The sequence below is a fragment of the Rhizobacter sp. Root1238 genome (assembly GCF_001425825.1).
In the GTDB taxonomy this organism is placed as follows: Bacteria; Pseudomonadota; Gammaproteobacteria; order Burkholderiales; family Burkholderiaceae_C; genus Rhizobacter.
Map to the genome: position 1 here is coordinate 264,487 of NZ_LMDM01000047.1, position 25,291 is coordinate 289,777.

20 protein-coding genes are annotated in these 25,291 nt (G+C 68.2%); 12 read left to right on the plus strand and 8 right to left on the minus strand.

What is annotated here, in order from left to right; all coding sequences use genetic code 11:
• Nucleotides 1-193 precede the first annotated feature (193 nt).
• Complete coding sequence (locus ASC98_RS25290) at nucleotides 194-1,354, minus strand: MFS transporter (RefSeq protein ID WP_056812694.1); 1,161 nt, start codon at nucleotides 1,352-1,354, stop codon at nucleotides 194-196.
• Nucleotides 1,355-1,431: 77 nt separating this feature from the next.
• Between ASC98_RS25290 and ASC98_RS25295 the strand changes: the two genes are divergently transcribed.
• The 5 genes from ASC98_RS25295 to ASC98_RS25315 all read left to right on the plus strand — a co-directional run bounded on the left by ASC98_RS25295 (nucleotide 1,432) and on the right by ASC98_RS25315 (nucleotide 7,510).
• Nucleotides 1,432-1,650, plus strand: a complete 219-nt coding sequence (locus tag ASC98_RS25295; RefSeq protein ID WP_056812692.1) for a SlyX family protein — start codon at nucleotides 1,432-1,434, stop codon at nucleotides 1,648-1,650.
• Between the two features lie 186 nt (nucleotides 1,651-1,836).
• Nucleotides 1,837-2,271, plus strand: coding sequence for a CesT family type III secretion system chaperone (locus ASC98_RS25300; RefSeq protein WP_162249304.1), 435 nt, complete (start codon nucleotides 1,837-1,839; stop codon nucleotides 2,269-2,271).
• Between the two features lie 293 nt (nucleotides 2,272-2,564).
• The gene (locus ASC98_RS25305; RefSeq protein ID WP_235581390.1) at nucleotides 2,565-5,015 is read left to right on the plus strand and encodes a hypothetical protein; all 2,451 of its coding nucleotides are present in this window, start codon (nucleotides 2,565-2,567) and stop codon (nucleotides 5,013-5,015) included.
• 97 nt (nucleotides 5,016-5,112) lie between these two features.
• On the plus strand, nucleotides 5,113-6,519 hold the full coding sequence (locus tag ASC98_RS25310; protein ID WP_082542060.1) for a tetratricopeptide repeat protein: 1,407 nt from the start codon (nucleotides 5,113-5,115) through the stop codon (nucleotides 6,517-6,519).
• Complete coding sequence (locus ASC98_RS25315) at nucleotides 6,482-7,510, plus strand: cupin-like domain-containing protein (RefSeq protein WP_056812680.1); 1,029 nt, start codon at nucleotides 6,482-6,484, stop codon at nucleotides 7,508-7,510. Before ASC98_RS25310 ends, ASC98_RS25315 begins: the two co-directional genes overlap by 38 nt.
• Before the next feature lie 10 nt (nucleotides 7,511-7,520).
• Here the strand turns inward: ASC98_RS25315 and ASC98_RS25320 are convergent, their stop codons facing one another.
• A complete protein-coding gene (locus ASC98_RS25320; RefSeq protein WP_056812722.1) occupies nucleotides 7,521-9,122 on the minus strand; it encodes an ATP-binding protein in 1,602 nt (533 codons plus the stop codon).
• A gap of 131 nt (nucleotides 9,123-9,253) precedes the next feature.
• On the opposite strand from ASC98_RS25320, the gene ASC98_RS25325 reads away from it, so the two are divergent.
• Nucleotides 9,254-10,633, plus strand: coding sequence for an MFS transporter (locus ASC98_RS25325; protein WP_235581391.1), 1,380 nt, complete (start codon nucleotides 9,254-9,256; stop codon nucleotides 10,631-10,633).
• On the opposite strand, the gene ugpQ is transcribed toward ASC98_RS25325, so the two are convergent.
• The 5 genes from ugpQ to ugpB all read right to left on the minus strand — a co-directional run bounded on the left by ugpQ (nucleotide 10,607) and on the right by ugpB (nucleotide 15,595).
• Entirely contained in the window at nucleotides 10,607-11,356 is a 750-nt protein-coding gene (gene ugpQ / locus ASC98_RS25330; protein ID WP_056812677.1) for a glycerophosphodiester phosphodiesterase, read from the minus strand. The two genes, ASC98_RS25325 and ugpQ, sit on opposite strands and share 27 nt — an antisense overlap.
• Nucleotides 11,353-12,429: a sn-glycerol-3-phosphate import ATP-binding protein UgpC gene (locus tag ASC98_RS25335; RefSeq protein ID WP_056812675.1), complete on the minus strand. Its 1,077-nt coding sequence runs from the start codon at nucleotides 12,427-12,429 to the stop codon at nucleotides 11,353-11,355. Before ASC98_RS25335 ends, ugpQ begins: the two co-directional genes overlap by 4 nt.
• Nucleotides 12,430-12,439: 10 nt before the next feature.
• Nucleotides 12,440-13,291: a sn-glycerol-3-phosphate ABC transporter permease UgpE gene (ugpE, locus tag ASC98_RS25340; RefSeq protein WP_056812672.1), complete on the minus strand. Its 852-nt coding sequence runs from the start codon at nucleotides 13,289-13,291 to the stop codon at nucleotides 12,440-12,442.
• On the minus strand, nucleotides 13,291-14,175 hold the full coding sequence (gene ugpA / locus ASC98_RS25345) for a sn-glycerol-3-phosphate ABC transporter permease UgpA (protein ID WP_056812669.1): 885 nt from the start codon (nucleotides 14,173-14,175) through the stop codon (nucleotides 13,291-13,293). The genes ugpE and ugpA overlap by 1 nt, the downstream gene beginning before the upstream one ends.
• Before the next feature lie 91 nt (nucleotides 14,176-14,266).
• Nucleotides 14,267-15,595 carry a sn-glycerol-3-phosphate ABC transporter substrate-binding protein UgpB gene (gene ugpB / locus ASC98_RS25350; RefSeq protein ID WP_056812664.1) on the minus strand — a complete coding sequence of 443 codons (1,329 nt, stop codon included), beginning with the start codon at nucleotides 15,593-15,595 and terminating at the stop codon, nucleotides 14,267-14,269.
• A 538-nt stretch (nucleotides 15,596-16,133) separates the two neighbouring features.
• On the opposite strand from ugpB, the gene ASC98_RS25355 reads away from it, so the two are divergent.
• Nucleotides 16,134-20,054 carry an FAD/FMN-binding oxidoreductase gene (locus ASC98_RS25355; RefSeq protein WP_056812662.1) on the plus strand — a complete coding sequence of 1,307 codons (3,921 nt, stop codon included), beginning with the start codon at nucleotides 16,134-16,136 and terminating at the stop codon, nucleotides 20,052-20,054.
• Between the two features lie 39 nt (nucleotides 20,055-20,093).
• On the opposite strand, the gene ASC98_RS25360 is transcribed toward ASC98_RS25355, so the two are convergent.
• Nucleotides 20,094-21,074: a tripartite tricarboxylate transporter substrate binding protein gene (locus ASC98_RS25360; RefSeq protein ID WP_056812660.1), complete on the minus strand. Its 981-nt coding sequence runs from the start codon at nucleotides 21,072-21,074 to the stop codon at nucleotides 20,094-20,096.
• 61 nt (nucleotides 21,075-21,135) lie between these two features.
• Between ASC98_RS25360 and ASC98_RS25365 the strand changes: the two genes are divergently transcribed.
• From ASC98_RS25365 to ASC98_RS25385, 5 genes are all read left to right on the plus strand, one after another.
• Nucleotides 21,136-21,597, plus strand: coding sequence for an HIT family protein (locus ASC98_RS25365; RefSeq protein ID WP_056812657.1), 462 nt, complete (start codon nucleotides 21,136-21,138; stop codon nucleotides 21,595-21,597).
• Nucleotides 21,598-21,620: 23 nt separating this feature from the next.
• Complete coding sequence (locus ASC98_RS25370; RefSeq protein ID WP_056812655.1) at nucleotides 21,621-22,037, plus strand: gamma-butyrobetaine hydroxylase-like domain-containing protein; 417 nt, start codon at nucleotides 21,621-21,623, stop codon at nucleotides 22,035-22,037.
• Nucleotides 22,038-22,059: 22 nt separating this feature from the next.
• The gene (gene ubiE / locus ASC98_RS25375) at nucleotides 22,060-22,791 is read left to right on the plus strand and encodes a bifunctional demethylmenaquinone methyltransferase/2-methoxy-6-polyprenyl-1,4-benzoquinol methylase UbiE (RefSeq protein WP_056812651.1); all 732 of its coding nucleotides are present in this window, start codon (nucleotides 22,060-22,062) and stop codon (nucleotides 22,789-22,791) included.
• A gap of 407 nt (nucleotides 22,792-23,198) precedes the next feature.
• Nucleotides 23,199-24,614 (plus strand): TIGR03013 family XrtA/PEP-CTERM system glycosyltransferase, encoded by a 1,416-nt coding sequence (locus tag ASC98_RS25380; RefSeq protein WP_056812716.1) that lies wholly within the window; start codon nucleotides 23,199-23,201, stop codon nucleotides 24,612-24,614.
• A 41-nt stretch (nucleotides 24,615-24,655) separates the two neighbouring features.
• On the plus strand, nucleotides 24,656-25,273 hold the full coding sequence (locus tag ASC98_RS25385; protein WP_056812649.1) for an XrtA/PEP-CTERM system exopolysaccharide export protein: 618 nt from the start codon (nucleotides 24,656-24,658) through the stop codon (nucleotides 25,271-25,273).
• Nucleotides 25,274-25,291: the final 18 nt, after the last annotated feature.

Genomic DNA, 25,291 nt, shown 5'->3' on the forward strand with positions numbered 1-25,291 from the left:
TTCGTGAACTGACTCGCTTCGTGAACTGACTGTCGCCGACTGTTTGACCACAACGAACGAAGTGAGTGGAGGGAGTTTCGGCGACGGGCCATGAAGCCAGCCAGCGGAGGGAAGTCCTCGGCCCCCTGGGGCCGAGGACCGCCCCCGACGGCGCGCCACAGCCTCCCCACCCGCGCCTTTGCATGCGCGACCCTCAGACGGTCGCCAGCCTTCTTGGCTTGTCCACCTGCGCCGACACCAGCACGACCCCGAGCGCCAGCACCGCGACGCCCGCCCCGAGCCAGCACAGATCGGTGAGCGGCCGGTCGGCGGCGATCAGCAGGCCGCCAAGCCAGGCGCCACCGGCGTTGCCGAGGTTGAACGCGCCCTGGTTCAGCGTCGACGCGAGATTGGGCGCGCCGACTGCGGTGTCGAGCACGCGCACCTGCGCGGCCGGGCCGATCGCGAACGAGACGATGCCCCAGACGAACAGCGTCACCATCGCCGGCAGTGCGAACGGGACGGTCCATGAGAACGCCACTTGCACCAGCGCGATGCAGGCGAACAGCCCGGCCATCGCCGGCATCAGCCGCCAGTCGGCCAGCTTGCCGCCCAGCAACCCGCCGATGGTGATGCCGCCACCGAACAGCATCAGCGCCCAACTGATCTGGTCGGGCGAAAAGCCGGTGACGTCGCGCAGCAGGTAGGCGATGTAGGTCAGCACGCTGAACATGCTGACCGAGGCCAGCGTGCTGATCAGCAGCGCGCACTGCACCTGGAAACGGGCAATGGCGCGGAACTCGCGCAGGATGCTGCCCTGTTGCGCCGGCAGCGCCGACGGCAACCAGCGCCACAGCGCGGTGATGGCCACCAGCCCGATGCCGGTGACGGCCCAGAACGTCGAGCGCCAGCCGGCGGCATGGCCGAGCGCGGTGCCCAGCGGCACGCCGAGGATGTTGGCCACGGTCAGCCCGGTGAACACCAGCGAGACCGCCTGCGCCCGCTTCTCGTGCGGCACGAGCCCGGCGGCCACCACCGCGCCGATGCCGAAGAACGCCGCATGGCAGAACGCGGTGACGACGCGCGCGACCATCAGGAATTCGTAGTTGGGTGACACCGCGCACAGCGCGTTGCCGAGGATGAACAGCCCCATCAGCGCGACCAGCGCCCGCTTGCGGTGCCACTGGGCCGTGAGGATCGCGAGGATCGGTGCACCGATCGTGACGCCGAACGCATAGCCGGACACCAGCATGCCGGCCACCGGTGCGGTGACCCCGAAGTCGCGGGCGACGTCCGGCAGCAAGCCCATGATCACGAATTCGGTGGTGCCGATGCCGAAGGCGGCGGCGGCGAGGGCGAGCAGGGGGAGGTTCACGAGAGGCGGATGGACAGCGCGGAGGAAGGCTGAACTCTACGGGATAACCCGTGTCCCCGCTGAGGTCCAATACCGGAATGGACTTCCAACATGAAACAGACCGGCGCCTGACCGCCCTCGAGATCAAGGCCAGCTTCACCGAGGACTTGCTCGATGCGCTGAATGCCCTGGTGGCCCGCCAGCAGCAGCAGATCGAGCAGATGGCGTCGCAGATCGCGCTGCTGCGCCAGCAAGGGGCGGGGCAGGACGCCGGACCGTTCCGCAGCCTGCGCGACGAATTGCCGCCGCACTATTGATCGTGGACCGTGAACAAGTGCGGCTGCGACTGTCAACGATGGTGAGCCGACGGGAACGAACCGACACGCCCTGACCACACAGCTCCCATCTGCGAAGGGCACGACCCATGCCCCGGGAGCGGATTGGTCAGGGAGGGAAACCCCACGAAGGGCGACCCGATGAGTCAAGAACGATTCGATGCGCTGTTGTCGCAACTGTGCAAGGCCTTGCCACGCGATGCGGCGGCCGATGTGAGGGAACGCGGGCTGTTGAGTGTCGACGGCCATGATGTGCTGATCGACCTCTGGTCCGACGATGCGTGCCGCATTCTGGTCGACCTGGGGTTGCCGCCGGGAGGCGCGGACAGCAGGTTCTTCCGGCGCCTGCTGGCGCTCAACCTCGACGCCGAGAGCGACGCGGTGCCGGTGCTTGGTCTGGAGGCCGCCAGTGGGCACATCGTCGCGATCGTGCAGCAGCCCTTGGAGGTGCTGGAGCAGCAGAACGACGGCCTGGCCTGCCTGATCATGCGGCAGTTGCCGGAGTGGGTGCCTCACTGGCGTGCCCTGCTGGCGCATCAAGCGGCCGACGTGCCGGCGGATGCCGACGCGCTCGTTGCCGGATGGATCGAGATGCGGCCATGAACCAGTCTCCCAGCACAAGCCGGTGCAGTTCTCGGCGCAGCTCCATTGAAGTCAAAGAGCCTTCATCCCCCTTCGAACGGGGTTCACGGGCACCGGTCCTCCGAAGAGGCCTCACAAGGTCGACTTCCACGGCCCGAGGCCACCCCCTTCCGAGGATCGGGTGCCCGCGTTCGAAGTCCGTCGGGCTTGCACCAGCCTCTCTCGCCTGCGTGCTGCGAGGAGAGAAGCCGTGGCCGAGCCTGGTGCCTGGCGCGAATGGACACAAGCCCAAGAATGCAGGTTTCCTGGCCTCGTTGTATGCCGCGCACGGGCCACGCGCGGGCGAGTATCTAGACGACGAAGGTGGCCTTCTGCGACCGACTCCCGACACCATCCATCCGGGCAACCCCGATCCGCTGATCCTGTGCGGCCCGTCCATCGACCGTGCTTCGTTGGCAGGGTGGATTCGTTGCGAATGGGCATTGGGCGATGTCGTGACGCCTTACGTCGCGCGTGCCACCCGCAAGGCGCTGAAAACGGATCGCATCGAGTTTGCCGCCGACGGCAGCCTGAAGCTCAAGCAAGACCGCCACGGCAAGATGCCGATCAGCCCGGCGAAGAAGCAGCTGGAACAGTGCGGCAAGGTGGTCGACGGGGTGTTGCAGGCACCCGCAACGGCGGTGCAGAAATTGCTGCCGCCCAGGAAGAAGGGTCATACCCAACGGCCGCTGGGGTCTTCGGTGACTCCTGCGAATCGGAAGGGTCACCAGGCAGATTTCATGACGTGGTCGCCAGACCAGACTGCCAAGGCGGTGGTCCTCCCGCTGCACGAGCAGCCCGTCGGCGACGGCTACCCCGACATGTTCAATCTACCGCTGTCGCTGTACAACGCCGCGAACATCTACAAGAACCGGCAGACGGCGGCCGACAAGGTGTACTCGGCGAAGCTCGAGGTGGTCCTGAACTTCAGGGGCTACATGGATTTCCTGACCAAGCTGGCCCTGAACGAGGAGGACCCCACGCCGGCCGAGGCGGATGCCTTCAGCCGTTGCCGGGAAGCGCTGTGCAGCTGGAAGGACACCGCGGGCATCATCGCGGAGTACGCGAGGCGGAAGTCAGCAGACCTGGAAAGCGACGAAGACCCCCGGTGTCCGCATGCCAACGCCGCTGAAGCAAATGGCCACGCGTATCGAGGCCTCAACAGCGGCATGGCCAAGGACGTCGTGGTGGCCCCCGCCTCCGCGACCGTGAACTTTGCCAAGGGAGTGGCTTACACCGCGGGCTCCGTATCGGAGGTCACGAGCAGCCTCGGCGCGGTGGCGGGTGCCGGCAGCCTGGGTGCTGGCCTCATCGAGTCCTACCAGGCGCTGGCCGAACGGTCGGCCGCCCGCGCAGACATCGCCCGCTGCAAACGCGCGATATCTGCCTTGGATGCGTTGATCGAGGGCGACCTGCTGACGGGCGATACGTCCGACGCGATCGCTCAGGCCTGCCGGGGGTTCTTCAACGACCAGCTGAAACTCGCCCGGAAAAATGAAAAGTTCGCGGTCGGCCGCGGGCTGAACGGTGTGGTGCGCGCCGGCGGCGGTGCCGCATCGGGCTTGCTGCTGCCGATGAGCATGACGGGTGTCATCGCAGGGACGGCGGCGGCTGCCGTGGTTCCGTTGGTCGGGGCGATCCCCGCCGCGGCGCTGATGGCCTACTACGCGACGATGGGTTACAAGCTGCACGTCGTGCGCCGCGCGGCGCATCTGCAGAAGCGAGATCAGCAAGATGGCGCCAGCATTCTGCTGAACACGCCCGAAATCGCGGAGCTCGAACGCGCATTCCTGGCCGGCTTCGACGTGACCTATGGCGCCGGTACGCCCATCGGCGGTGACGACGCGTTTGCTGGGGAGCGAAAAGAGTCCTATGCCGAAGCAAGCTGCGTGTCGCTGGCCGTCGAACTGCTGGCCAACAGCTTGCTCGATGCGGCGCAACAGGCGAAATCCAAGGGAAAACTGGGGTCGAGTGACGCCGTTGTCATCCTGCAGGCGCTTGGCTTCGATCCGCTGCAACGCATCCAGCTCGGGATCCGACTCCACGAGAAGCTTGCGGCCAGGAAAACGCGCGGAGAGGCGCTCAAGCTGATCAAGGACACGATTTCCCGCAGCACCGGGCTGCCGACGATCAAGGCGGAGCACGCTCACATCGGCATGTACCGCCAAGGGTTCGAGGACAGTCTCGAGGCCATGGACATCAGCTTCCAAGACGCCGATACCAGGACGTTGAGGGAGGTTTTCGGGAAGCACTGCCGTCTCCAGGATTTTGAGCAAGCCGCAAAAATCGCCCGCGCGGCGGTGTTCGATCCGACCCATGAGATCCGGATTGACGGCACGCTGATCGAGATGCTGGTGTTCGATGCGGATGTGGCGGCGCTGGCTTCGCAGGAGGCGCCTCCGATACAGCCTCGGTTGCTGGGCGACCTGTTGACAGCGCATTGGGGCAACTCGCTGGCGACGAGCGATCCGCTCTACAAGCGCCAGGAATCGCTGAAGGCGTTTCTGCATGAGTTTGCGACCGTCAGGTTCGAGCATGTCGAGGAACTGATAGGTGCCTGGTCGGACAAAAAGGGACGGGTGCGCCGTCGCGAGCTGCTCGACAACGTGAGCTTGCTGCTTTGCTCGCGAGACATGAATCGCGGCCAGCGTGCGACCTTGAAATTGCTGCGGTCGAGCCTGCGGTTCCAAGTCATCAAGGTGCCACGTGAAATGACTGAAGACTGAATTCCGTTCACGTCACAAGGCATGTCAAGCCGAACAAGCCGGGTTTCGCGTGGCGATTCCGGCCTTTGCAACGATGCCTCTTCGATTCAATAGGCAGATGCCCACCACGGCCGCCCAACGCTTCTTCGACGGCACCCGCCACCTTGCCGCGCAGGACGCGGCGAGCGCCGAGGCCTGCTTCCGCGAGGCCGTCGCGATCGAGCCCGAGCTCGGCGAGGCCCACGCCAACCTTGGCTGGCTGGCCGAAGCCGCCGGCCGGCTCGACGAGGCTGAGGCCTGCTACCGGCGCGCGCTCGCGCTGCGGCCGCAGCAGCCCACCATCCACCTGAACCATGCCGCGCTGCTGGCGCGGCTGAAGCGCTTCGACGAGGCGCTGGCCGGCTGCTGGACGGCCGTGCAGCTCGACCCCGACGCGGCCGCCGGCTGGTCCAACCTCAGCGTCCTGCTGGTGCAGATGGGCCGGCACGAGGACGCCGAAGCCTGCTGCCGGCGCAGCCTGTCGCTGGACCCGCACTACCCGAAGGCGCACATCAATCTTGCCTACCTGTGCCTGCGTGACGGGCGATGGGACGAAGGCTGGGCGCACTACGCCTGGCGCGGCTGGCAGCTCGACCTGGCCGGACGCGTCACCTGCCCGCGCTGGAACGGCGAATCGCTCGACGGCCGCGCGGTGCTGGTCGGCCTGGAGGGCGGCTACGGCGACATGATCCAGTTCGCCCGCTTCGCCACCCTGCTGAAACGGGCCGGCGCGCGCCAGGTCACGCTGCTGTGCCCCCCGCCGCTGCTGGCACTGCTGGCCACGCTGGACGGTGTCGACGAGCTGCTGCCCTCCGACGGCCTGCTGCCGCCCGCGCGCTGGGATTGCTGGACGTCCGCGACCAGCGCGCCGCGCCACCTGAACACCCGGCCGGACACGATTCCCGCCACGCAGCCCTACCTGCAGGCCGAGCCCGCAGCCGTCGCCCGCTGCCAGCTGCGCCTGCACCAGGCCCTGCCGACGACGGCACTGCGCGTCGGCCTGGTCTGGAAAGGCAACCCCGCCTTCGAGAACGACGACGAGCGCTCGCTGCCGTCGATCGACCTGCTGGCGCCGCTGGCCGCCGTGCCCGGCGTGCAGTTCATCAGCCTGCAGAAGGGCGCCGGCGAAGACGAGGCCACCCGTGCGCCGGTCGCGCTGCACCTGGGTGGCGAGATCGGCAGCTTCGCCGACACCGCCGCGATCGTGCAGGCGCTCGACCTGGTGGTCTGCGTCGACACCGCGGTCGCCCACCTCGCCGGCGCGCTCGGCAAGCCCTGCTGGGTGCTGCTGCCGCACCAGATGACCGACTGGCGCTGGCTCGCCGACCGCGACGATTCGCCGTGGTACCCGGGCGCGCTGCGGCTGTTCCGACAGGCGGCGCGAGGCGACTGGGCGCCGGTGGTGGCGCAAGTGGCCGAGGCATTGCGTGGGCTATCCTCGGCGCACCATGCCGTCCCAGCCGATCACCCGCACACCGATCCCTGAGGTCGTCGACCTCGACGACGAGACGCTGCGCCGCGAGGTGCTCGCGAGCGCCCGCCCGACCATCCTGCGCGGGCTCGTGAAGCACTGGCCCGCGGTGCGCCACGGCCTGGCCTCGCCGCTGACGCTCGCGCAGTACCTGGCCGACCACGACAACGGCAGCCAGGTGCAGGCGGTGATGACGCCGCCCGACCAGCACGGGCGCCTGTTCTACAACGCCGACATGAGCGGCTTCAACTTCATGCGCAACCAGCTGCCGCTGTCGACGGTGCTCGAGCAGGTGCTGCGCTACTCGGCCTTCCCGAACCCGCCGGCGGTGGCGGTGCAGAGCTCGCCGATCCCCGACTGCCTGCCCGGCTTCGTCGACGACAACCCGCTGCCGCTGCTCGGCGGGCGCATCGTGCCGCGCCTCTGGCTCGGCAATGCGATCACGACGCCGGCGCACTTCGACGAGTCGAGCAACATCGCCTGCGTGGTGGCCGGCCGGCGCCGCTTCACGCTGTTCCCGCCGGAGCAGATCGGCAACCTGTACATCGGCCCGCTCGACCACGCCCCGACCGGCACGCCGATCAGCCTGGTGAACTTCGCGGCGCCCGACTTCGAGCGCTTCCCGAAATTCCGCGACGCGATGGCCGCCGCGCAGGTGGCCGAACTGGCGCCGGGCGATGCGATCCTGATCCCGGCGCTGTGGTGGCACCAGGTCGAATCGCTCGCCGGCTTCAACATGCTGGTGAACTACTGGTGGCGCGGTGCGCTGGCGGCAAACGACCCGGTGCCGTCGGCGCTCGACAGCCTGCTGCATGCGCTGCTGTGCCTGAAATCACTGCCGGCCGAAGAGCGCCGCGGCTGGAGCGCGATCTTCGAGCACTACGTGTTCGATGCACGGCGCGACGCGGCGGCGCACATCCCGCCGAACCGCCGCGGCTCGCTCGGCGAGATGACACCCGAGCTGCGCGAGCGGCTGCACGCGCTGCTGAAGCAGCGGCTGCGCTGACGGCCGGCCGTCAGCGCGCCACGCGGCGCGCCGGCAGCGTGAAGAAGAAGCTGGCGCCCTTGTCCTTCTCGGCCGCGACCCAGATCTCGCCGCCGTGCTTCTGGATCACGCGCCGCACGATCGCCAGGCCGACGCCGGTGCCGGGGAAGTCGGATTCGCGGTGCAGCCGGCGGAACGGCTCGAACAGCTGCTGCACGTAGGCCATGTCGAAGCCGGCACCGTTGTCGCGCACGCAGTAGACGAGGCGGCCGTCTTTCTGCGCCTCGACGCCGAACGAGATCGTCGCGTCGTCGCGCCTGCTGGTGAATTTCCAGGCGTTCGACAACAGGTTCTCCAGCGCCAGCCGCAGCAACCCGGCGTCGCCGTCGGCGACCAGGCTCGGGTCGAGTTCGACGCGCACGCTGCGCTGCGGCCACGCGGCCTGCAGCGTGGCCAGGATGTCGCGGGCCATCGCACCGATGTGCACCGACTGCACCCGCACCTGCGCGCGCGTCACCTTCGACAGGCCGAGCAGGTCTTCGATCAGCGTGTTCATGCGCTGCGACGCGGCCAGGATGTTCTGCGCAAACAGCAGCGGCTGGCCCTGCAGCGGCGGCACCGTGTCGGCCAGCAGCATCTCGCCGTAGCCCTGCACCGCCCGCAGCGGCGCGCGCAGATCGTGCGACACCGAGTATGTGAAGGCCTCGAGCTCGCTGTTGGCTTCCTGCAGTTCGGCGGTGCGCTGCTGCACGCGGCGTTCCAGGTTCTCGTAGACCGCGACGTTCTCGAACGCCAGCGAGCAGCAGTCGGCCAGCGCCTGGATCAACTGCACCTCGTCGGGCGTCGCATCGTGCGGGTCCGCCCAGTAGGTGCCGATCGCGCCGATCGGCGCTTCGGCCCGGATCGGCACCATCACCAGGCTCTTCACGAAGGTCGGCCGGTAGGCGTCGTGCGGGATGCGCGGGTCCTGGTAGACGTCGGCGATGGTCACCGCCTGCCGGTTCAGCATCGCCCAGCCGCTGATGCAGGCGTCGAGCGGGAAGCGGCCGCCCTTCCACAGCGGGCCGATCGCGTCTTCGTCGACGTAGTGGCAGAAGTCGCCTTCGCGCATCACGAGGGTCGCGCCGTCGGCCTGGCTCAGCTCGCGCGCGCCGCGCCGCACGATGCGCACGATCGCGTCGACGCTGCGCGCGAGCGACAGCTCCTTCACCAGGTCGACCAGCAGCGCGCGCCCGCGTGTCAGCGCCGCCAGCCGCTCGGCCTCGCGCGCGTCGTGCAGCCGGCGCAGCGCGCTCGGCAGGCGGAATAGCTGGTCCTTCGGGACGTAGTCGGTGGCGCCGGCCTCCAGGCAGTGCTCGGCCCAGCGCGGGTCGGTGTTGCCGCTGACGAAGATGAACGGCATGCCGGGCCGGCGCTGCCGGGCCACTTCGAGCGCCTGCAGGCCCTCGATGCCGGGGACGCGGTTGTCGGAGAGGATCGCGTCGAAGCGGGTGTTCTCGATCGCGTCGTAGAACTGCTCGCTCGAGCTGACGGTGACCCAGCGGGGCTGGATGTCGAGCCGCGCCACTTCGCGGTGGACGAGCTCCGCATCGAGCGTGTCGTCCTCCAGGTGAAGGATCTGCAAGCCTTCCATGTCGTGCACCTCCGTGATGTGCTGCCCGATGTGTGCGGCGTGTGCTGCCGTCGTCTGCGGATGGTAGCGAACCACGGCACACTGTGCGGCTTGCGTTGAGAACAATGCCGCACGAATTACGGAGGAAAACGATGATGCGCTGGCCCGAGGGATCCGGCCGCTGGGCCGCCTGGCGCCGGCGCTGGCGGGCGCGGCTCTCGCTGCGACCCGGCGACCTGCTGCACGACGCCACCTACCGCCGGCTCTGGACCTCCATCCTGATCAGCTCGTTCGGCGGCCAGGTCACGATGCTCGCGCTGCCGCTGACCGCCGCGGTGCTGCTGCATGCGTCGCCCACGCAGATGGGGCTGCTGACGATGATGGAGACGCTGCCGTTCGTGCTGTTCTCGCTGCCGGCCGGCGTCTGGCTCGACCGGGTGCGCAAGCTGCCGGTCTACATCCTCGGCGAATCCAGCCTGGCGGTGATCGTCGCGAGCGTGCCCTTCGCCTGGTGGATGGGCTGGCTGACGATGCCGTGGATGTACATCGTCGCGTTCGTGATCGGCACCGTCTACACCACCGCCGGCACCGCGGCGCAGATCGTGCTGACGCAGGTGGTGGCACGCGAGCGGCTGGTCGAGGCGCATGCGAAGAACGCGTTGGCCACCTCGGGCGCCGAAGTGGCCGGGCCGGGGCTGGCCGGCGCGCTGATCAAGCTGGTGGGCGCGCCGCTCGCGCTGCTGGTCGACGCGGTGCTGCTGCTGCTGTCGGCCGGCATCCTGCGCGGCATCCGCATCATCGAGCACCGCCGGCCGCGCGCCGATGCGCACTTCTGGCGCGACCTGCAGGCCGGCGTGCGCTTCGTGCGCAGCCAGCGCCTGCTGATCGCGCTGGCGGCTGCGGTGGGCCTGTGGCAGATGTGCCACCACGCGGCGCTGGTGGTGCAGATCCTGTTCGCGACCCGCACGCTGGGCCTCAGCGAGCAGGCGGTCGGGCTCAGCTACATGGGAATGGGCGGCGGCACCATCCTCGCGAGCATCTACGGCAACCGCATCAGCCGGCGCTACGGGCCGGGGCCGTGCCTGGTGCTGGGGTTCGTGATCTGCGGCGTCGGCTGGCTGGTGCTGGCGGTGGCGCCGGCCAATTCCTGGGGCATCGCGGCGTTCGCGGCGATGCTGCTGTGCTTCTCGGCCGGCGCGGTGCTGATCTTCATCAACTTCCTCGGGCTGCGGCAGGCGGTGACGCCCGAGCCGCTGCTCGGGCGCATGACGGCGACGATGCGCTGGCTGATCCTGATCCCGGCCGGGCCGGGGGCGCTGATCGGCGGCTGGCTGGGCGAGCACGTGGGCTTGCGCGCGTCGCTGGCGTTCGCCGGCACCGCGGTGCTGCTGGTGGCCGCGGTGGCGGGGCGCCACCCGGTGATCCGCAATGTGCGCGAGTTGCCGAAGCTGGAGAACGTCGAGGACTGGATGGGCGCCGAGGCCGACGTGCGGCCCGGGCCGTCGTCAGTCGTGGATCGCGCTGCCGGGTGAGAAGCGGTTCACCGCGTCGGTGATGATGCCGTCGATGCCCAGCCCCGCCAGCCGGCGCGCCTCGGCCGGGTCGTTCACGGTGTAGACCAGCGCGCGCAGCCCGGCGCCATGCACGCGGGCCAGCACCGCGGCGTCGACCAGCCCGTAGTGGGTGACGACGGCGACGCAGCCGAGCGACTGCGCCTCTTGCAGCCAGCCGTCGCGCAGGCTGTCGAGCAGCAGCGCCCGCGGCAGGGCCGGTGCGCTGTCGCGCGCGGCCGCCAGCGCGTCGGGCTTGAACGAGCTGAGCAGCGGCGGCACCGCCTCGCCGGCCCACAACCGGGCCGCCTCGCGCGCGACGACGCGGCCGGTCTCGGCCTCGTCGCCCGGCGTCGGCTTGATCTCGATGTTCAGCGCGAAGCCGTTGCGCAGGCAGTAGCGGGCGATCGCCTCGAAGCTCGGGATCGGCTCGCCGGCGAAGCCGCGGCTGTGCCAGCCGCCGGCGTCCAGCCGCGACAGCTGGTCCCAGCTGCGCTCCGACGCCTTGCCGCGCTCGGGTGTGGTGCGCTGCAGCGTCGCGTCGTGCAGCAGGAAGGGCACGCCGTCGGCGCTCAGCTTCACGTCGCATTCGAACGCGCGGTAGCCGTGGCTGGCGCCGACGCGGAACGCGGCCAGCGTGTTCTCAGGGGCGAGCAGCCCGGCCCCGCGGTGCGCGATCCACAGCGGGTACGGCCACGTGGTCATGTCGCGACCCGCTTGCCGCTCGCCGCATCGAACCAGTGCAGGTGCTCGGCCGACGGCTTCAGGTGCAGCGTGCTGCCGGGTGCTGGCGGCACCAGCGTGCCGTCGATGCGCAGCGTGAAGCCGTGGTCGGCGATGCGGCCGTGCACCAGGCGTTCGGCGCCGAGCATCTCGACCATCTCGATCGCGAGCGGCCAGCCGCCGTCGTGCGCGACGCTCGCATGGCCCAGGTGCTCCGGGCGCACGCCGAGGATCAGTTCGCCGTCGCGCGGTGCGGCGGCCGGCAGCGGCAGGTCGACGCCGCCGAACGCGAAGCGCGTGCCCTGCGCGCGGCCGGTCAGCAGGTTCATCGGCGGCGAACCGATGAAGCTCGCGACGAAGGTGGTGGCCGGCCGGGCGTAGACCTCTTCCGGCGAGCCGATCTGCTCCATGTGGCCGGCGTTCATCACGATCATGCGCTGCGCGAGCGTCATCGCCTCGACCTGGTCGTGCGTGACGAACAGCGAGGTGACACCGAGCTCGGCGTGCAGCTTGCGGATCTCCAGGCGGGTCTGGCCGCGCAGCTTCGCGTCGAGGTTGGACAGCGGCTCGTCGAACAGGAAGACCTGCGGCTGGCGCACGATCGCGCGGCCCATCGCGACGCGCTGGCGCTGGCCGCCGGACAGCTCGCGCGGCTTGCGCTGCAGCAGCGCGCCGAGTTCGAGGATCTTCGCCGCCTTGTCGACGCGGGTCTTGATGTCGGCGACCGGCACTTTCGCGATCTTCAGCCCGTAGGCCATGTTGTCGAACACGCTCATGTGCGGGTAGAGCGCGTAGTTCTGGAACACCATCGCGATGTCGCGCTCGGACGGCTCGACGTCGTTGACGACGCGCCCGCCGATCGAGATCGTGCCGCCGGAGACTTCTTCGAGCCCGGCCACCATGCGCAGCAGCGTGCTCTTGCCGCAGCCCGACGGACCGACGATCACGATGAACTCGCCGTCGCCGATCTCGGCATTGACGCCGTGGATGACCTGGTTCGCCTTCGGGCCGATGCCGTAGCGCTTGACGACGTTCTGGAGGGAAATGGCTGCCATGTTCTGTTCTTTACTTCTCGGTGTCCACGAGGCCCTTGACGAACCAGCGCTGCATCAGGATCACGACGACCGCGGGCGGCAGCATCGCAAGGATGGCCGTGGCCATCACGATGTTCCATTCGTTGCCGGAGTCGCCGCCGGCGATCATCATGCGGATGCCCACCACCACCGGGTACATCTGCTCGCCGGTGGTGGCGATCAGCGGCCACAGGTACTGGTTCCAGCCGTAGATGAACTGGATCACGAACAGCGCCGCGATCGAGGTCTTCGACAGCGGCAGCAGGATGTCCTTGAAGAAGCGCATCGGGCCGGCGCCGTCGATGCGGGCGGCCTCGACCAGCTCGTCGGGCACCGTCAGGAAGAACTGCCGGAACAGGAAGGTCGCGGTGGCCGACGCGATCAGCGGCACCGTCAGGCCGGCGTAGGTGTTCAGCATGCCGAGGTCGGACACCACCTTGTAGGTCGGGCTGATGCGCACCTCGACCGGCAGCATCAGCGTGACGAAGATCGCCCAGAACACCAGCCCGCGCAGCGGGAAGCGGAAGTACACCAGCGCGAAGGCCGACAGCAGCGAGATCGCGATCTTGCCGAAGGTGATGACCAGCGCGGTGACGAGGCTGACCCACATCATGCGGGCGACCGGCGCGTTCGAGCCGGCACCGCCGCCGTGGCCGTTCAGCGCCGCGAGGTAGTTCTCCCAGAAGTGCCCGCCGGGCGACAGCGGCATCGGCACCTGCAGGATGGCCTGCGAGGTGTGCGTCGACGCGATGAACGCGATGTACAGCGGGAACGCGACGATCAGCACGCCGAGGATCATCACGGCGTGGGCCAGGATGCCGAGGGTGGGGCGTCTTTCAACCATCAGTACTGCACCTTCTTTTCGACGTAGCGGAACTGCAGCACGGTCAGCGTGATGACGATCAGCATCAGCACCGTCGACTGCGCGGCCGAGCCGCCGAGGTCGCCGCCCTTGAAGCCGTCCTGGTAGACCTTGTAGACCAGGATCGCGGTGTCGCGGCCGGGGCCACCGTGGGTGGTGGCGTCGATGATCGCGAAGGTGTCGAAGAACGCGTACACCATGTTGATCACCAGCAGGAAGAAGGTGGTCGGCGACAGCAGCGGGAACTGGATGGTCCAGAAGCGCCGCCACGGGCGAGCGCCGTCGATCGCCGCGGCCTCGATCAGCGATTTCGGGATCGACTGCAGGCCGGCCAGGAAGAACAGGAAGTTGTACGAGATCTGCTTCCAGACCGCCGCGGTGACGATCATCGTCATCGCATGCGAACTGTTCAGCAGGTGGTTCCACTGGAAGTCGAAGACGTGGTCCAGCCCGTAGGCCACCACGCCGATCGACGGCGAGAACATGAACACCCACAGCACGCCGGTGACCACCGGCGCCACCGCATACGGGATGATCAGCATCGTCTTGTAGAACAGCGCGCCGCGCACGATGCGGTCGGCGAAGATCGCCAGCATCAGCGACAGCGCGATGCCCAGCACCGCCACCAGCAGCGAGAACACCGCGGTGACCTTGAAGGATTCGAGGTAGGCCGAGTCGTTGAACAGCGTCTTGAAGTTCTCCAGCCCGACCCATTCGGTCGACAGGCCGAAGCTGTCCTGCACCTGCATCGACTGCAGCAGCGCCTGGGCGGCGGGCCAGAAGAAGAAGACCGCGCAGATCGCCAGCTGCGGGGCGACCAGCATCCAGGGCAGGACCTGCGAATCGAACCTAACTCGCTTTTCCATGAGATTCAGAATGAATAAGGCGGCCGGGGTGGCCGCCTTCGTGGGGCGGCCGCGTCGCGCGCATTGTGCCGCGACGCGACCCCGTTTCAGCTCAAGGGGCGGGGGCCTTGTTCGCTTTTTCGAAGCGTTCGAGCTGCTCGTTGCCGCGCTTCACCGCGTCGTCCAGCGCGGTCTTCGCGTCCTTCTTGCCCGACCAGATCTGTTCGGTCTCCTCGTCGATGATCGTGCGAATCTGCACGAAGTTGCCGAGGCGGATGCCGCGCGACTTGTCGGTCGTCTTGCGGATCATCTGCGTCACCGCGACGTCGGTGCCCGGCTTGTCCTTGTAGAAGCCCGACTTCTCGGTCAGCTCGTAGGCGGCGGTCGTGATCGGCAGGTAGCCGGTGCGCTTGTGGCTGGCCGACTGCACCTCGGGGCTCGACAGGTACTTGAAGAACTCGGCGACGCCCTTGTACTCGGCCGGCTTCTTGCCCGACATCACCCACAGGCTGGCACCGCCGATGGCGGTGTTCTGCGGCGCACCGGGAACGTCCTGGTAGTACGGCAGCGGCGCCAGCCCGTACGCGAACTTCGCGCCCTTGCTGACGTCGGCGTACGAACCCGACGAGCCGGTGAACATCGCGCATTCACCCGACACGAACGACGGCACCGCGACGCTCGCGCGGCCCTTGTAGACGAACAGGCCCTGCTTGGACATGTTGGCCAGGTTCTCGAAATGGCGCAGGTGCAACGGCGAGTTGAACGCCAGGCGGGCGCTCGGGCCGCCGAAGCCGTTGTTCTGCGTCGCGAACAGCGTGTTGTGCCAGGTCGAGAAGCTCTCCAGGTGCACCCAGCTCATCCAGCTGGTGGTGTACGGGCACTTGACGCCGGCGGCCTTCAGCTTGGCGGCGGCCAGCGTCACCTCGGGCCAGGTGGTCGGGGCCTTGTTCGGGTCGAGTCCGGCGGCCTTGAAGGCGTCCTTGTTGTAGTAGAAGATCGTCGTCGAGCTGTTGAACGGGAACGACAGCATCTCGCCGTTCGGTGCGGTGTAGTAGCCCGCGACGGCCGGCACGTAGGCCTTCGGGTCGAAGCTGACGCCGCTCTGCTTCATCACTTCGCCGACCGGCTTGATCGCGCCCTTGGCCGACATCATCGTCGCGGTGCCGACTTCGAACACTTGCAGGATGTGCGGCGCGTTGCCGGCGCGGAACGCGGCGACCGCGGCGGTCATCGACTCGTCGTAGTTGCCCTTGAAGGTCGGGACGACCTTGTAGTCCTTCTGGCTCGCGTTGAACTGCGTGGCCAGGTCGTTGACCCATTCGTTGAGTCCACCGGTCATCGAGTGCCACCATTGCACTTCGACCTGGGCCTGGGCGGGGCCGGCGAGCGCCAGCGCGGCGAAGCCGGCAGCGGCGACGGCGGCGTATTTTTTCGTTGTCATGTACTTCTCCGGGAAAAGGGGCAGGGTTGGTTTTTGACCAGCCGCGCAGTGTGCTACGAGTTTGTGACACTCCGTTTATGTCGTGGTTGGAGGGCTGCGGCAACTGTGGATAACCCCTCTTGGGTCTTTGGTGCGTGCTCGAGGTGCTGGGGTACTCGGGGGCTGGACTGTCCCCCGCCCTCGGTCTGCCTCCCGGCAGACCGAGGGCTCCTCCTTTACGTCCTGCCCCCGAGCACCCCAGCACCTCGAGCCGAGACGTTTCCTCATGCGCGCGTTTCCGCAGCGTGTGGGTGGGGGAAGGGCGTGTGTACCGAGTTCTTCTCGCTCTTCGCACGAGACAACCCGGGCGCGGGATGGCGGGTGCTCCGGGGAGGGACGTAAAGGAGGAGCCGGTGGACTGCCGCGAGGCAGTCTGCCGGCGGGGGACAGTCCCGCCCCGGAGTGCCCGCCGTCCTGCGCCAGCGAAGCGAGCGAAAAGGGGCACTGAGGTACCATTTGCGACCAAGTGCCCCACAGGCGAGCAGGCTGCCTGGCCCCCATGAACGCACCCATCCCGCTGAACCAGATCGCCGCGGCGACCGCCGCGCACCAGGCCCCCCGCCTGCGCGAGATTCCGTACAACTACACCTCGTTCTCCGACCGCGAGATCGTGATCCGGATCCTGGGGTCGAGGGCCTGGGAACTGCTGGACCGCCTGCGCGACGAACGCCAGACCGGCCGCTCGGCCCGCATGCTCTACGAGGTGCTCGGCGACATCTGGGTCGTGCAGCGCAACCCCTACCTGCAGGACGACCTGCTCGACAACCCGCGCCGCCGCCGCCTGCTGATCGAGGCGCTGAACCACCGCTTGCGCGAGGTGCAGGCCCGCCGCACGCCCGATGGGGATGCGCAGCGCGACGCCTCGGTCGGCGAGCTGCTGGACGCTGCGCACAAGGCCGTGCAATCGTTCGCCGACCAGTTCGACGCGATGGACGCGCTGCGCCGCAAGGCCACCCGTGCGCTCGGCCGCCACACTGCGAAGGACAACATCAAGTACGACGGGCTGTCCCGCGTCTCGCACGTGACCGACGCGACCGACTGGCGCGTCGAATACCCGTTCGTCGTGCTGACGCCCGACACCGAAGCCGAGATGGCCGCGCTGGTGAAGGCCTGCATCGAACTCGGGCTGACCATCATCCCGCGCGGCGGAGGCACCGGCTACACCGGCGGCGCGGTGCCGCTGACCTGGAACAGCGCGGTCATCAACACCGAGAAGCTCGAGGCGATGACCGAGGTGGAGCACCTGCGCCTGCCCGGCATGGACCGCGACGTCGCCACCATCTGGACCGAGGCCGGCGTCGTCACGCAGCGCGTGGCCGATGCGGCCGAACGCGCGGGCTTCGTGTTCGCGGTCGACCCGACCTCGGCCGAGGCCTCGTGCGTCGGCGGCAACATCGCGATGAACGCCGGCGGCAAGAAGGCCGTGCTGTGGGGCACCGCCCTCGACAACCTGGCTTCGTGGCGCATGGTCACGCCCGACGCGAAGTGGCTGGAGGTGGTGCGGCTCGACCACAACATGGGCAAGATCCACGACGTCGACGTCGCCCGCTTCGAACTGAAGTACTTCGACGCCAGCGGCAAGGTCCTGGAACGCACCGAACGGCTCGACGTGCCGGGCCGCACCTTCCGCAAGGAAGGCCTCGGCAAGGACGTCACCGACAAGTTCCTCGCCGGCCTGCCCGGCATCCAGAAGGAAGGCTGCGACGGCCTGATCACCAGTGCGCGCTGGGTGGTGCACAAGATGCCGGCGCACACCCGCACGGTGTGCCTGGAGTTCTTCGGCAACGCGAAGGATGCGGTGCCGTCGATCGTCGAGATCAAGGACTTCATGTTCGCCGAGCAGAAGAAGCCCGGCGGCGCGATCCTGGCCGGGCTAGAGCACCTGGACGACCGGTATCTCAAGGCGGTGGGCTACGCGACCAAGAGCAAGCGCGGCGGCCTGCCGAAGATGGTGCTGGTCGGCGACATCGCCGGCGAAGACCCCGATGCGGTGGCCCGTGCCACCAGCGAGGTGGTGCGGCTGGCCAACGGCCGCGCCGGCGAAGGCTTCGTCGCGGTCAGCGCCGAGGCGCGCAAGAAGTTCTGGCTCGACCGCAAGCGCACCGCGGCGATCAGCCGGCACACCAATGCGTTCAAGGTCAACGAGGACGTCGTGATCCCGCTGCCGCGCATGGGCGAATACACCAACGGCATCGAGCGCATCAACATCGAGCTGAGCCTGCGCAACAAGCTGGCGCTGGTCGACGCCCTCGAAGACTTCTTCGTCGCCGGGCAACTGCCGCTTGGCAAGAGCGACGACGCGAACCAGATCGCATCGGCCGAACTGCTCGAAGACCGCGTGCAGCAGGCGCTGGCGCTGCTGCGCGAGGTGCGCGGGCTGTGGTCGCACTGGCTGTCGAACCTCGACCAGGTGCAAGCGGATCGCGGCGTCTCGCTGTTCGACGACCTGCAGGACCACACGCTGCGCGCGTCGTGGAAGGCGCAGATCCGCACGCCGTTGCAGGGCATCTTTGCCGGGGCCACGCTGTCGCCGATCGTCGACGCGTGCCAGAAGATCCACGCCGACGTGCTGCGCGGCCGGGTGTGGGTGGCGCTGCACATGCATGCCGGCGACGGCAACGTGCACACCAACATCCCGGTCAACAGCGACAACTACGAGATGCTGCAGACGGCGCACGAGGCGGTGGCCCGCATCATGAAGCTCGCGCGCTCGCTCGACGGCGTGATCTCCGGCGAACACGGCATCGGCATCACCAAGCTCGAATTCCTGACCGACGACGAACTGGCCGGCTTCACCGCGTACAAGCAGCGCGTCGACCCGGAGGGCCGCTTCAACAAGGGCAAGCTGCTGCGCGACGCGAGCTTCGGCGGCGTGCGCCTGAAGGCCGACCTGACGAACGCCTACACGCCGAGCTTCGGGCTGATGGGGCACGAGTCGCTGATCATGCAGCAGAGCGACATCGGCGAGATCGCCGCGTCGGTGAAGGACTGCCTGCGCTGCGGCAAGTGCAAGCCGGTGTGCGCGACGCACGTGCCGCGCGCCAACCTGCTGTACAGCCCGCGCAACAAGATCCTCGCGACCTCGCTGCTGGTCGAGGCCTTCCTGTACGAGGAGCAGACGCGCCGCGGCGTCAGCATCAAGCACTGGGAGGAGTTCGAGGACGTGGCCGACCACTGCACGGTGTGCCACAAGTGCCTGAGCCCGTGCCCGGTGAAGATCGACTTCGGCGACGTGTCGATGAACATGCGCAACCTACTGCGCAAGATGGGCAAGAAGAGCTTCCGCCCCGGCAACAAGATGGCGATGATGATGCTCAACGCCACCAACCCGGAGACCATCAAGCTGCTGCGCGGCGCGATGGTCGACGTCGGCTTCAGGGCGCAGCGCGCGGCCAACAAGCTGCTGCGCGGCCTCGCGAAGAAGCAGACCGCCGCGCCGCGCTCGACGGTGGGCACCGCGCCGGTCAAGGAGCAGGTGATCCACTTCATCAACAAGAAGCTGCCGGGCGGGCTGCCGAAGAAGACGGCGCGGGCGCTGCTGGACATCGAGGACAAGAACTACGTCCCGATCATCCGCAACCCGAAGGCGACGACTGCCGAGACCGAGGCGGTGTTCTATTTCCCGGGCTGCGGCTCGGAGCGGCTGTTCTCGCAGGTGGGCCTGGCGACGCAGGCGATGCTGTGGCATGCCGGCGTGCAGACGGTGCTGCCGCCGGGCTACCTGTGCTGCGGCTACCCGCAGCGCGGCTCCGGCCAGTTCGACAAGGCCGACAAGATCATCACCGACAACCGGGTGCTGTTCCACCGCGTGGCCAACACGCTGAACTACCTCGACATCAAGACGGTGGTGGTGAGCTGCGGCACCTGCTACGACCAGCTGCAGGGCTACCAGTTCGACAAGATCTTCCCCGGCTGCCGGATCATCGACATCCACGAGTACCTGCTGGAGAAGGGCATCGCTCTCGATGCGACGCAGGCGGCCGGCTACCTGTACCACGATCCCTGCCACTCGCCGATGAAGCTGCAGGAGCCGATGAAGACGGTGAAGGCGCTGGTGGGCGGAGACCGACCGGAGAGCGTGCTGAAGAGCGAGCGCTGCTGCGGCGAGAGTGGCACGCTGGGCGTCACGCGGCCCGACATTTCGACGCAGGTGCGCTTCCGCAAGGAAGAAGAACTGCGCCGCGACGAGGCCAAGCTGCGCGCGACCGGTGCGGTGGCGGCCGAGGGGCCGGTGAAGATCCTGACCTCGTGCCCGAGCTGTCTTCAGGGGCTGTCGCGCTACGGCAACGACCTGCAGAACGGGCTGCTGGAAGCGGACTACATCGTCGTCGAGATGGCCAACAAGATCCTCGGCGCGGACTGGATGCCGGAGTATGTGGAGATGGCGAACGATGGGGGTATCGAGCGGGTGCTGGTGTGAAGGCGCCCCGCTCAGCCCGAACGGTCTCTTGCCGGCGTTTCAGTCCGCGCTGAGCTTGCGCTCCCTGATCAGCGCATGCCAGAACCTCGTCTCCTGCTGAACGAACGCGGCGAGCGCCGGCCCGTCGGTCGGCGCGACCTCCAGCCCGAATTCCTCCAGCCGCGCCTTCACCTCCGGCGTCGTGATCGCCTTGTGCATTTCCTGCGTCAGCCGGGCGACGATCTCCGGCGGCGTGCCGTGCGGCACGAACAGCCCCTGCCACGCGGTCACCTCGAAGCCCTGGATGCCCAGCTCGCCGAGCGTCGGAACCTCCGGCAATGACGCGATGCGCTTCTTCGACATCACGGCCAGAGCCTTCACCTTGCCGCCCTTGATCTGCGGCAGCCCGGCCGCGGTGTCCAGCACCATCATCGGCACCTGGCCCGAGATGACATCCTGCACCGCGAGCGCCGTGCCGCGGTACGGCACGTGCACGACGAAGCTGCCGGTGCGGTCCTTCAGCAGCTCCATCGCCAGGTGGTGCGGGCTGCCGATGCCGGGCGACGCATAGCTGTACTTGCCGGGATTCTTCTTGATCGCATCCAGCAACTGCTGCGCGCTGGTGAAGCCGGCGTTCGGGTTCACCGCCAGGATCAGCGGGAAGCGCGCCATGAAGCCGATCGGCGCCAGGTCCTTCGGCTCGTACGGCACCTTCTTGTACATCGCCGAGTTGAAGACCATCGCGCCGTTGTCGCCGGTGACGATGGTGTAGCCGTCCGGCGGCGACTTGGCCGCGTTGTCGGTGCCGATCATGCCGGCCGCGCCCGGGCGGTTGTCGATGATGATCGTCTGGCCGAGCTGCTTGCCCAGCTGCGGCGCGAGCTGCCGCGCGAGGAAATCCGACCCGCCGCCGGCCGGATAGGCCACCACCCAGCGGATCGGCTTGCCGGGCCAGGTGTCGGCGGCGTGGGCCGTGCCTGCGGACGCGAGCGCGCCGGCAAGGGCGATGTTGAAGTGGCGGCGTGTGAGCGCAGTGGTCATGACAGCAGGTCCGTTCTCGGGAGAAGGCGCCGATGTTATCGGCGCGGCCGATAATGCGCGGATGCCCGCAGACTTCCTCCGCCCCGACCCACCCGCCGCCGGCTGCGAGCTGTGCCACGAGAGCGGCGGCACGCTGGTGTGGCAGGACGACGCCTGGCGCGTGATCCGCATCGCCGATGCGAACTTCCCTGGCTTCTACCGTGTCGTCTCGCGCCAGCACGTCGCCGAGTTCTCCGACCTCGACGACGCCGCCCGTGCGCGCGCGATGACGCTGGTGGCCGTTGTCGAGCGCGCGCTGCGCGAGACGCTCGCGCCGACCAAGGTCAACCTCGCCGCGCTCGGCAACATGGTGCCGCACCTGCACTGGCACGTCATCGCGCGTTTCGACTGGGACAGCCACTTCCCGCAGCCCATCTGGGGCGCGCGTCAGCGCGAGGTGCAGCCGCCTGCCGCCGAACGCTTGGCGCAGCGTCTGACAGGCCTCGACGAGCGCGTCGCCACGGCGCTGTCGCGCGCGTCCTGAACCCTCCTACACTCGGATTCCCCATGGCCGGCCTCACTGCCCAGACCCCGCAACCCACCGCGATCACGGTGCACGAGCAATCGCGCGTGCTCGAGGTGGCCTTCGCCGACGGCCGCAGCTTCCGCATTCCGTTCGAGCTGATGCGGGTCTACTCGCCGTCGGCCGAGGTCAAGGGCCACGGCCCGGGCCAGGAGACGCTGCAGACCGGCAAGCGCGACGTGACGCTCACGGCGCTCGAACCGGTTGGCAACTACGCGGTGCAGCCGACCTTCTCCGACGGCCACCAGACCGGCATCTTCTCGTGGGACTACCTCTACTTCCTCGGCTCGCAGGAGGCCGAGCTGTGGCGGCAGTACGAGGCGCGGCTACAGGCCGCCGGTGCCACGCGCGACACGCCGATGCCCGACAAGCCCGCGTCGGCCTGCGGCCACCACCATTGACTGCGACGGACGGACTGACCCCATGAGCAACACCCATTTCGGCTTCGAGACCGTCGACGAGACCCGCAAGGCCGAGCGCGTGCGCGGCGTGTTCGACTCGGTCGCGTCCAAGTACGACCTGATGAACGACGTGCTGTCGATGGGCATGCACCGCGCCTGGAAGGCCTACACGGTGGCCGTCGCGAACCTGCGCGAAGGCGATGCGGTGCTCGACATCGCCGGCGGCACCGGCGACCTGGCCGGCGCGTTCGCGAAGAAGGTCGGCGAGCGCGGCACGGTCGTCCACACCGACATCAACGAGGCGATGCTGCGCCACGGCCGCGACCGCATGCTCGACCAGGGCCTGGTGCTGCCGACGGCGATCTGCGATGCCGAGCAGTTGCCGTTTGTGAGCGATCGCTTCGATCTCGTCAGCGTCGCGTTCGGGCTGCGCAACATGACCCACAAGGACCGCGCGCTGGCCGAGATGTGCCGCGTGCTGCGGCCGGGCGGCCGGCTGCTGGTGCTGGAGTTCTCGAAGGTGGCCAAGCCGCTGGAGAAGTTCTACGACTGGTATTCGTTCAAGGCGCTGCCGCAGATCGGCAAGCTGGTGGCCGGCGATGCCGACAGCTACCGCTACCTCGCCGAATCGATCCGAATGCATCCCGACCAGCAGACGCTGAAGGCGATGATGAAGACCGCCGGTTTCGGCCACGTCGACGTGCACAACCTCAGCGCCGGCATCGTCGCGTTGCACGTCGGCATCAAGTGTTGACCCCCCCGAAGCGCTGACGCGCCTCCCCCCAGGGGGCGCCGCCAGCGGCCCGGCAAAGCCGGTTCCGCGGCGTCCGCTTGGATTGACAGGCGCTTCGCGCTGTCGTCAAGCGCGCGCAGGCCGCTGTGGGTTTCCCGCGACACGGCCTCTCAACACACGAGCCTACCCAGCGGACGCCGCGGAGCCGGCTTTGCCGGGCCGCTGGCGTTGCCCCCTTGAGGGGGAGGCGCGTGCGCGCCTCGGGGGTGGGTCATCCCGGGCCCCTTAAACACGGGGGGGTACCCTCGTTTAGAGGATTGGGGGCTGGTCCACCTGTACTGACAATCCGCGCCATCTGCTTGCATCCCGTGCAGCACGCCGAAGAGATCGGCGGCACCCCCGGGAGGCAGTTCTGAAGGATGAGCGTCATGTTGAAGGTGTTTCAGTTGCATGTCTCGGTGGCCACCCTGTTCGGGATGATCGCCGACGGACTGCTGTGCTTCTTCGCCATCGTGCTGGCCGCCTCGTCGGTTCACATCCTGCCCGGCGTGCAGGACGCGCCGGCCGGCCTGACGGTCCCCCACCTGTTCCTGTTCGCCAGCGGCTTCGCGATGGTGATGTCGCTGCTGTACGCCTTCGCCGGCCTGTACCGCCCGACCCCGATCGGCTTCGCCGCGATGCTGCGCCGCACGCTGGCCGCGCTGGTCGTCGGCGCCTACGTGACCTACCTGGTGCTCGACAGCATGGCCAACGGCGGCTATGCGGTGCAGATCATGACCTCGGCCGTGCTGTACCTGCTGGTCGGCCTGGTGCTGGTGCGCGGTGCGATGCACCTGATGAGCCGCATGGCCACCATCCCGAAGGTGCTGATCGTCGGCAACGGCGCCGAAGCGCAGAGCGTCGCCAGCGACCTGATGACGATGAAGCGCCTGCGCCGCAACGTCGCCGGCTTCTTCCCGACCGAATCCGACGCCGCCTCCGGCCTGCAGGTCGCCAGCCTGCGCGGCCACCGCGTGTTCTCGCGCGAGCTGTCGATCGAGGACATCGTGCGCGACCACCAGATCGACGAGGTGATCGTCGCGGTGCGCGAACAACGCGGCGGCGGCGTCCCGATGGACCAGCTGCTCGCCTGCCGCATCCGCGGCGTGCCCATCGTCGACTTGGCCGGCTTCTACGAGCGCGCCAAGTCCGAGGTGCCGATCGACAGCCTGAAGGCCAGCTGGCTGGTCTACGGCCAGGGCTTCGTGCAAGGCCGCCTGCGCATGGCGCTGAAGCGCATGTTCGACATCGCGAGCTCGTCGTTCCTGCTGCTGATCGCGTCGCCGGTGATGCTGCTGGCGGTGCTGGCGATCCGCCTCGAAGGGCGCGGCCCGATCATCTACAAGCAGGAGCGCGTCGGCCTCGGCGGCAAGTCGTTCATGTGCATGAAGTTCCGCAGCATGCGCACCGATGCCGAGAAGGACGGCGTCGCGGTCTGGGCCACCAAGAACGATTCGCGCGTGACCCGCGTCGGCGCCTTCATGCGCAAGACCCGCATCGACGAACTGCCGCAGCTGCTGTCGGTGCTGCGCGGCGAGATGAGCATGGTCGGCCCGCGCCCGGAGCGCCCGAGCTTCGTCAAGCAGCTGAAGGAACAGATCCCGTTCTACGACGTGCGCCACAGCATCAAGCCGGGCGTGACCGGCTGGGCCCAGGTGCGCTACAGCTACGGCGCGTCGGTCGACGACGCGCGCCGCAAGCACCAGTTCGACCTCTACTACGTGAAGAACAACTCGCTGGTGCTGGACCTGCTGGTCCTGATCGAGACCGTCAGCGTCGTGTTGTTCCGCGAAGGCGCGCATTGATGTCGCGCCACACCACCGCAGAGACAAAAGGGAATCCGAGAATGAATGTCAAGCAACTGTTGGGATGGGTCGGTGCAGTCGCAACGGCCGTGGCGCTGTCGGCCTGCGGCAGCCTGAGCGGCCTGCCGCCGGCGCCGAAGGTGGCCGAGACGCCGGACCACCGCTACCTGATCGGTGCGCTGGACAGCATCAACATCGTCGTGTGGCGCAATGCCGACCTGTCGTCCACCGTCACCGTGCGGCCCGACGGCCGCATCTCGACCCCGCTGGTCGAGGACGTGCTCGCCGCCGGCCGCAGCCCGGCCGACCTGGCGCGCGACATCGAGGCCAAGCTCGGCAAGTACATCCGCGACCCGGTCGTCACCGTCGTCGTCAACAACTTCCAGGGCTCGTTCTCGGAGCAGATCCGCATCATCGGCGAGGCGACCCGCCCGCAGTCGGTGCCGTACCGCCAGAACATGACGCTGCTCGACGTGATGATCCAGGCCGGCGGCCTGACCGAGTTCGCCGACGGCAATGCCGCGGTGCTGGTGCGCGGCACCGAGCAGGGCAAGCAGTACAGCGTGCGCCTGAAGGACCTGATCAAGCGCGGCGACATCTCGGCCAACGTCGACGTCAAGCCCGGCGACGTGATCATCGTGCCGCAGAGCTGGTTCTGATCGATCCGGTTCCGACCG

What these genes read in the sequence shown, in the direction of transcription:
- ASC98_RS25295 (WP_056812692.1), top strand. Translation starts at nt 1,432, where the DNA reads ATGGACTTCCAACATGAAACAGACCGGCGCCTGACCGCCCTCGAGATC.
- ASC98_RS25355 (WP_056812662.1), top strand. Translation starts at nt 16,134, where the DNA reads ATGAACGCACCCATCCCGCTGAACCAGATCGCCGCGGCGACCGCCGCG.
- ASC98_RS25310 (WP_082542060.1), top strand. Translation starts at nt 5,113, where the DNA reads ATGCCCACCACGGCCGCCCAACGCTTCTTCGACGGCACCCGCCACCTT.
- ASC98_RS25365 (WP_056812657.1), top strand. Translation starts at nt 21,136, where the DNA reads ATGCCCGCAGACTTCCTCCGCCCCGACCCACCCGCCGCCGGCTGCGAG.
- ASC98_RS25360 (WP_056812660.1), bottom strand. Translation starts at nt 21,074, where the DNA reads ATGACCACTGCGCTCACACGCCGCCACTTCAACATCGCCCTTGCCGGC.
- ugpE (WP_056812672.1), bottom strand. Translation starts at nt 13,291, where the DNA reads ATGGTTGAAAGACGCCCCACCCTCGGCATCCTGGCCCACGCCGTGATG.
- ugpQ (WP_056812677.1), bottom strand. Translation starts at nt 11,356, where the DNA reads ATGACCACGTGGCCGTACCCGCTGTGGATCGCGCACCGCGGGGCCGGG.
- ASC98_RS25385 (WP_056812649.1), top strand. Translation starts at nt 24,656, where the DNA reads ATGAATGTCAAGCAACTGTTGGGATGGGTCGGTGCAGTCGCAACGGCC.
- ASC98_RS25335 (WP_056812675.1), bottom strand. Translation starts at nt 12,429, where the DNA reads ATGGCAGCCATTTCCCTCCAGAACGTCGTCAAGCGCTACGGCATCGGC.
- ASC98_RS25380 (WP_056812716.1), top strand. Translation starts at nt 23,199, where the DNA reads ATGTTGAAGGTGTTTCAGTTGCATGTCTCGGTGGCCACCCTGTTCGGG.
- ASC98_RS25370 (WP_056812655.1), top strand. Translation starts at nt 21,621, where the DNA reads ATGGCCGGCCTCACTGCCCAGACCCCGCAACCCACCGCGATCACGGTG.
- ugpB (WP_056812664.1), bottom strand. Translation starts at nt 15,595, where the DNA reads ATGACAACGAAAAAATACGCCGCCGTCGCCGCTGCCGGCTTCGCCGCG.
- ASC98_RS25325 (WP_235581391.1), top strand. Translation starts at nt 9,254, where the DNA reads ATGATGCGCTGGCCCGAGGGATCCGGCCGCTGGGCCGCCTGGCGCCGG.
- ugpA (WP_056812669.1), bottom strand. Translation starts at nt 14,175, where the DNA reads ATGGAAAAGCGAGTTAGGTTCGATTCGCAGGTCCTGCCCTGGATGCTG.
- ASC98_RS25315 (WP_056812680.1), top strand. Translation starts at nt 6,482, where the DNA reads ATGCCGTCCCAGCCGATCACCCGCACACCGATCCCTGAGGTCGTCGAC.
- ASC98_RS25320 (WP_056812722.1), bottom strand. Translation starts at nt 9,122, where the DNA reads ATGGAAGGCTTGCAGATCCTTCACCTGGAGGACGACACGCTCGATGCG.
- ubiE (WP_056812651.1), top strand. Translation starts at nt 22,060, where the DNA reads ATGAGCAACACCCATTTCGGCTTCGAGACCGTCGACGAGACCCGCAAG.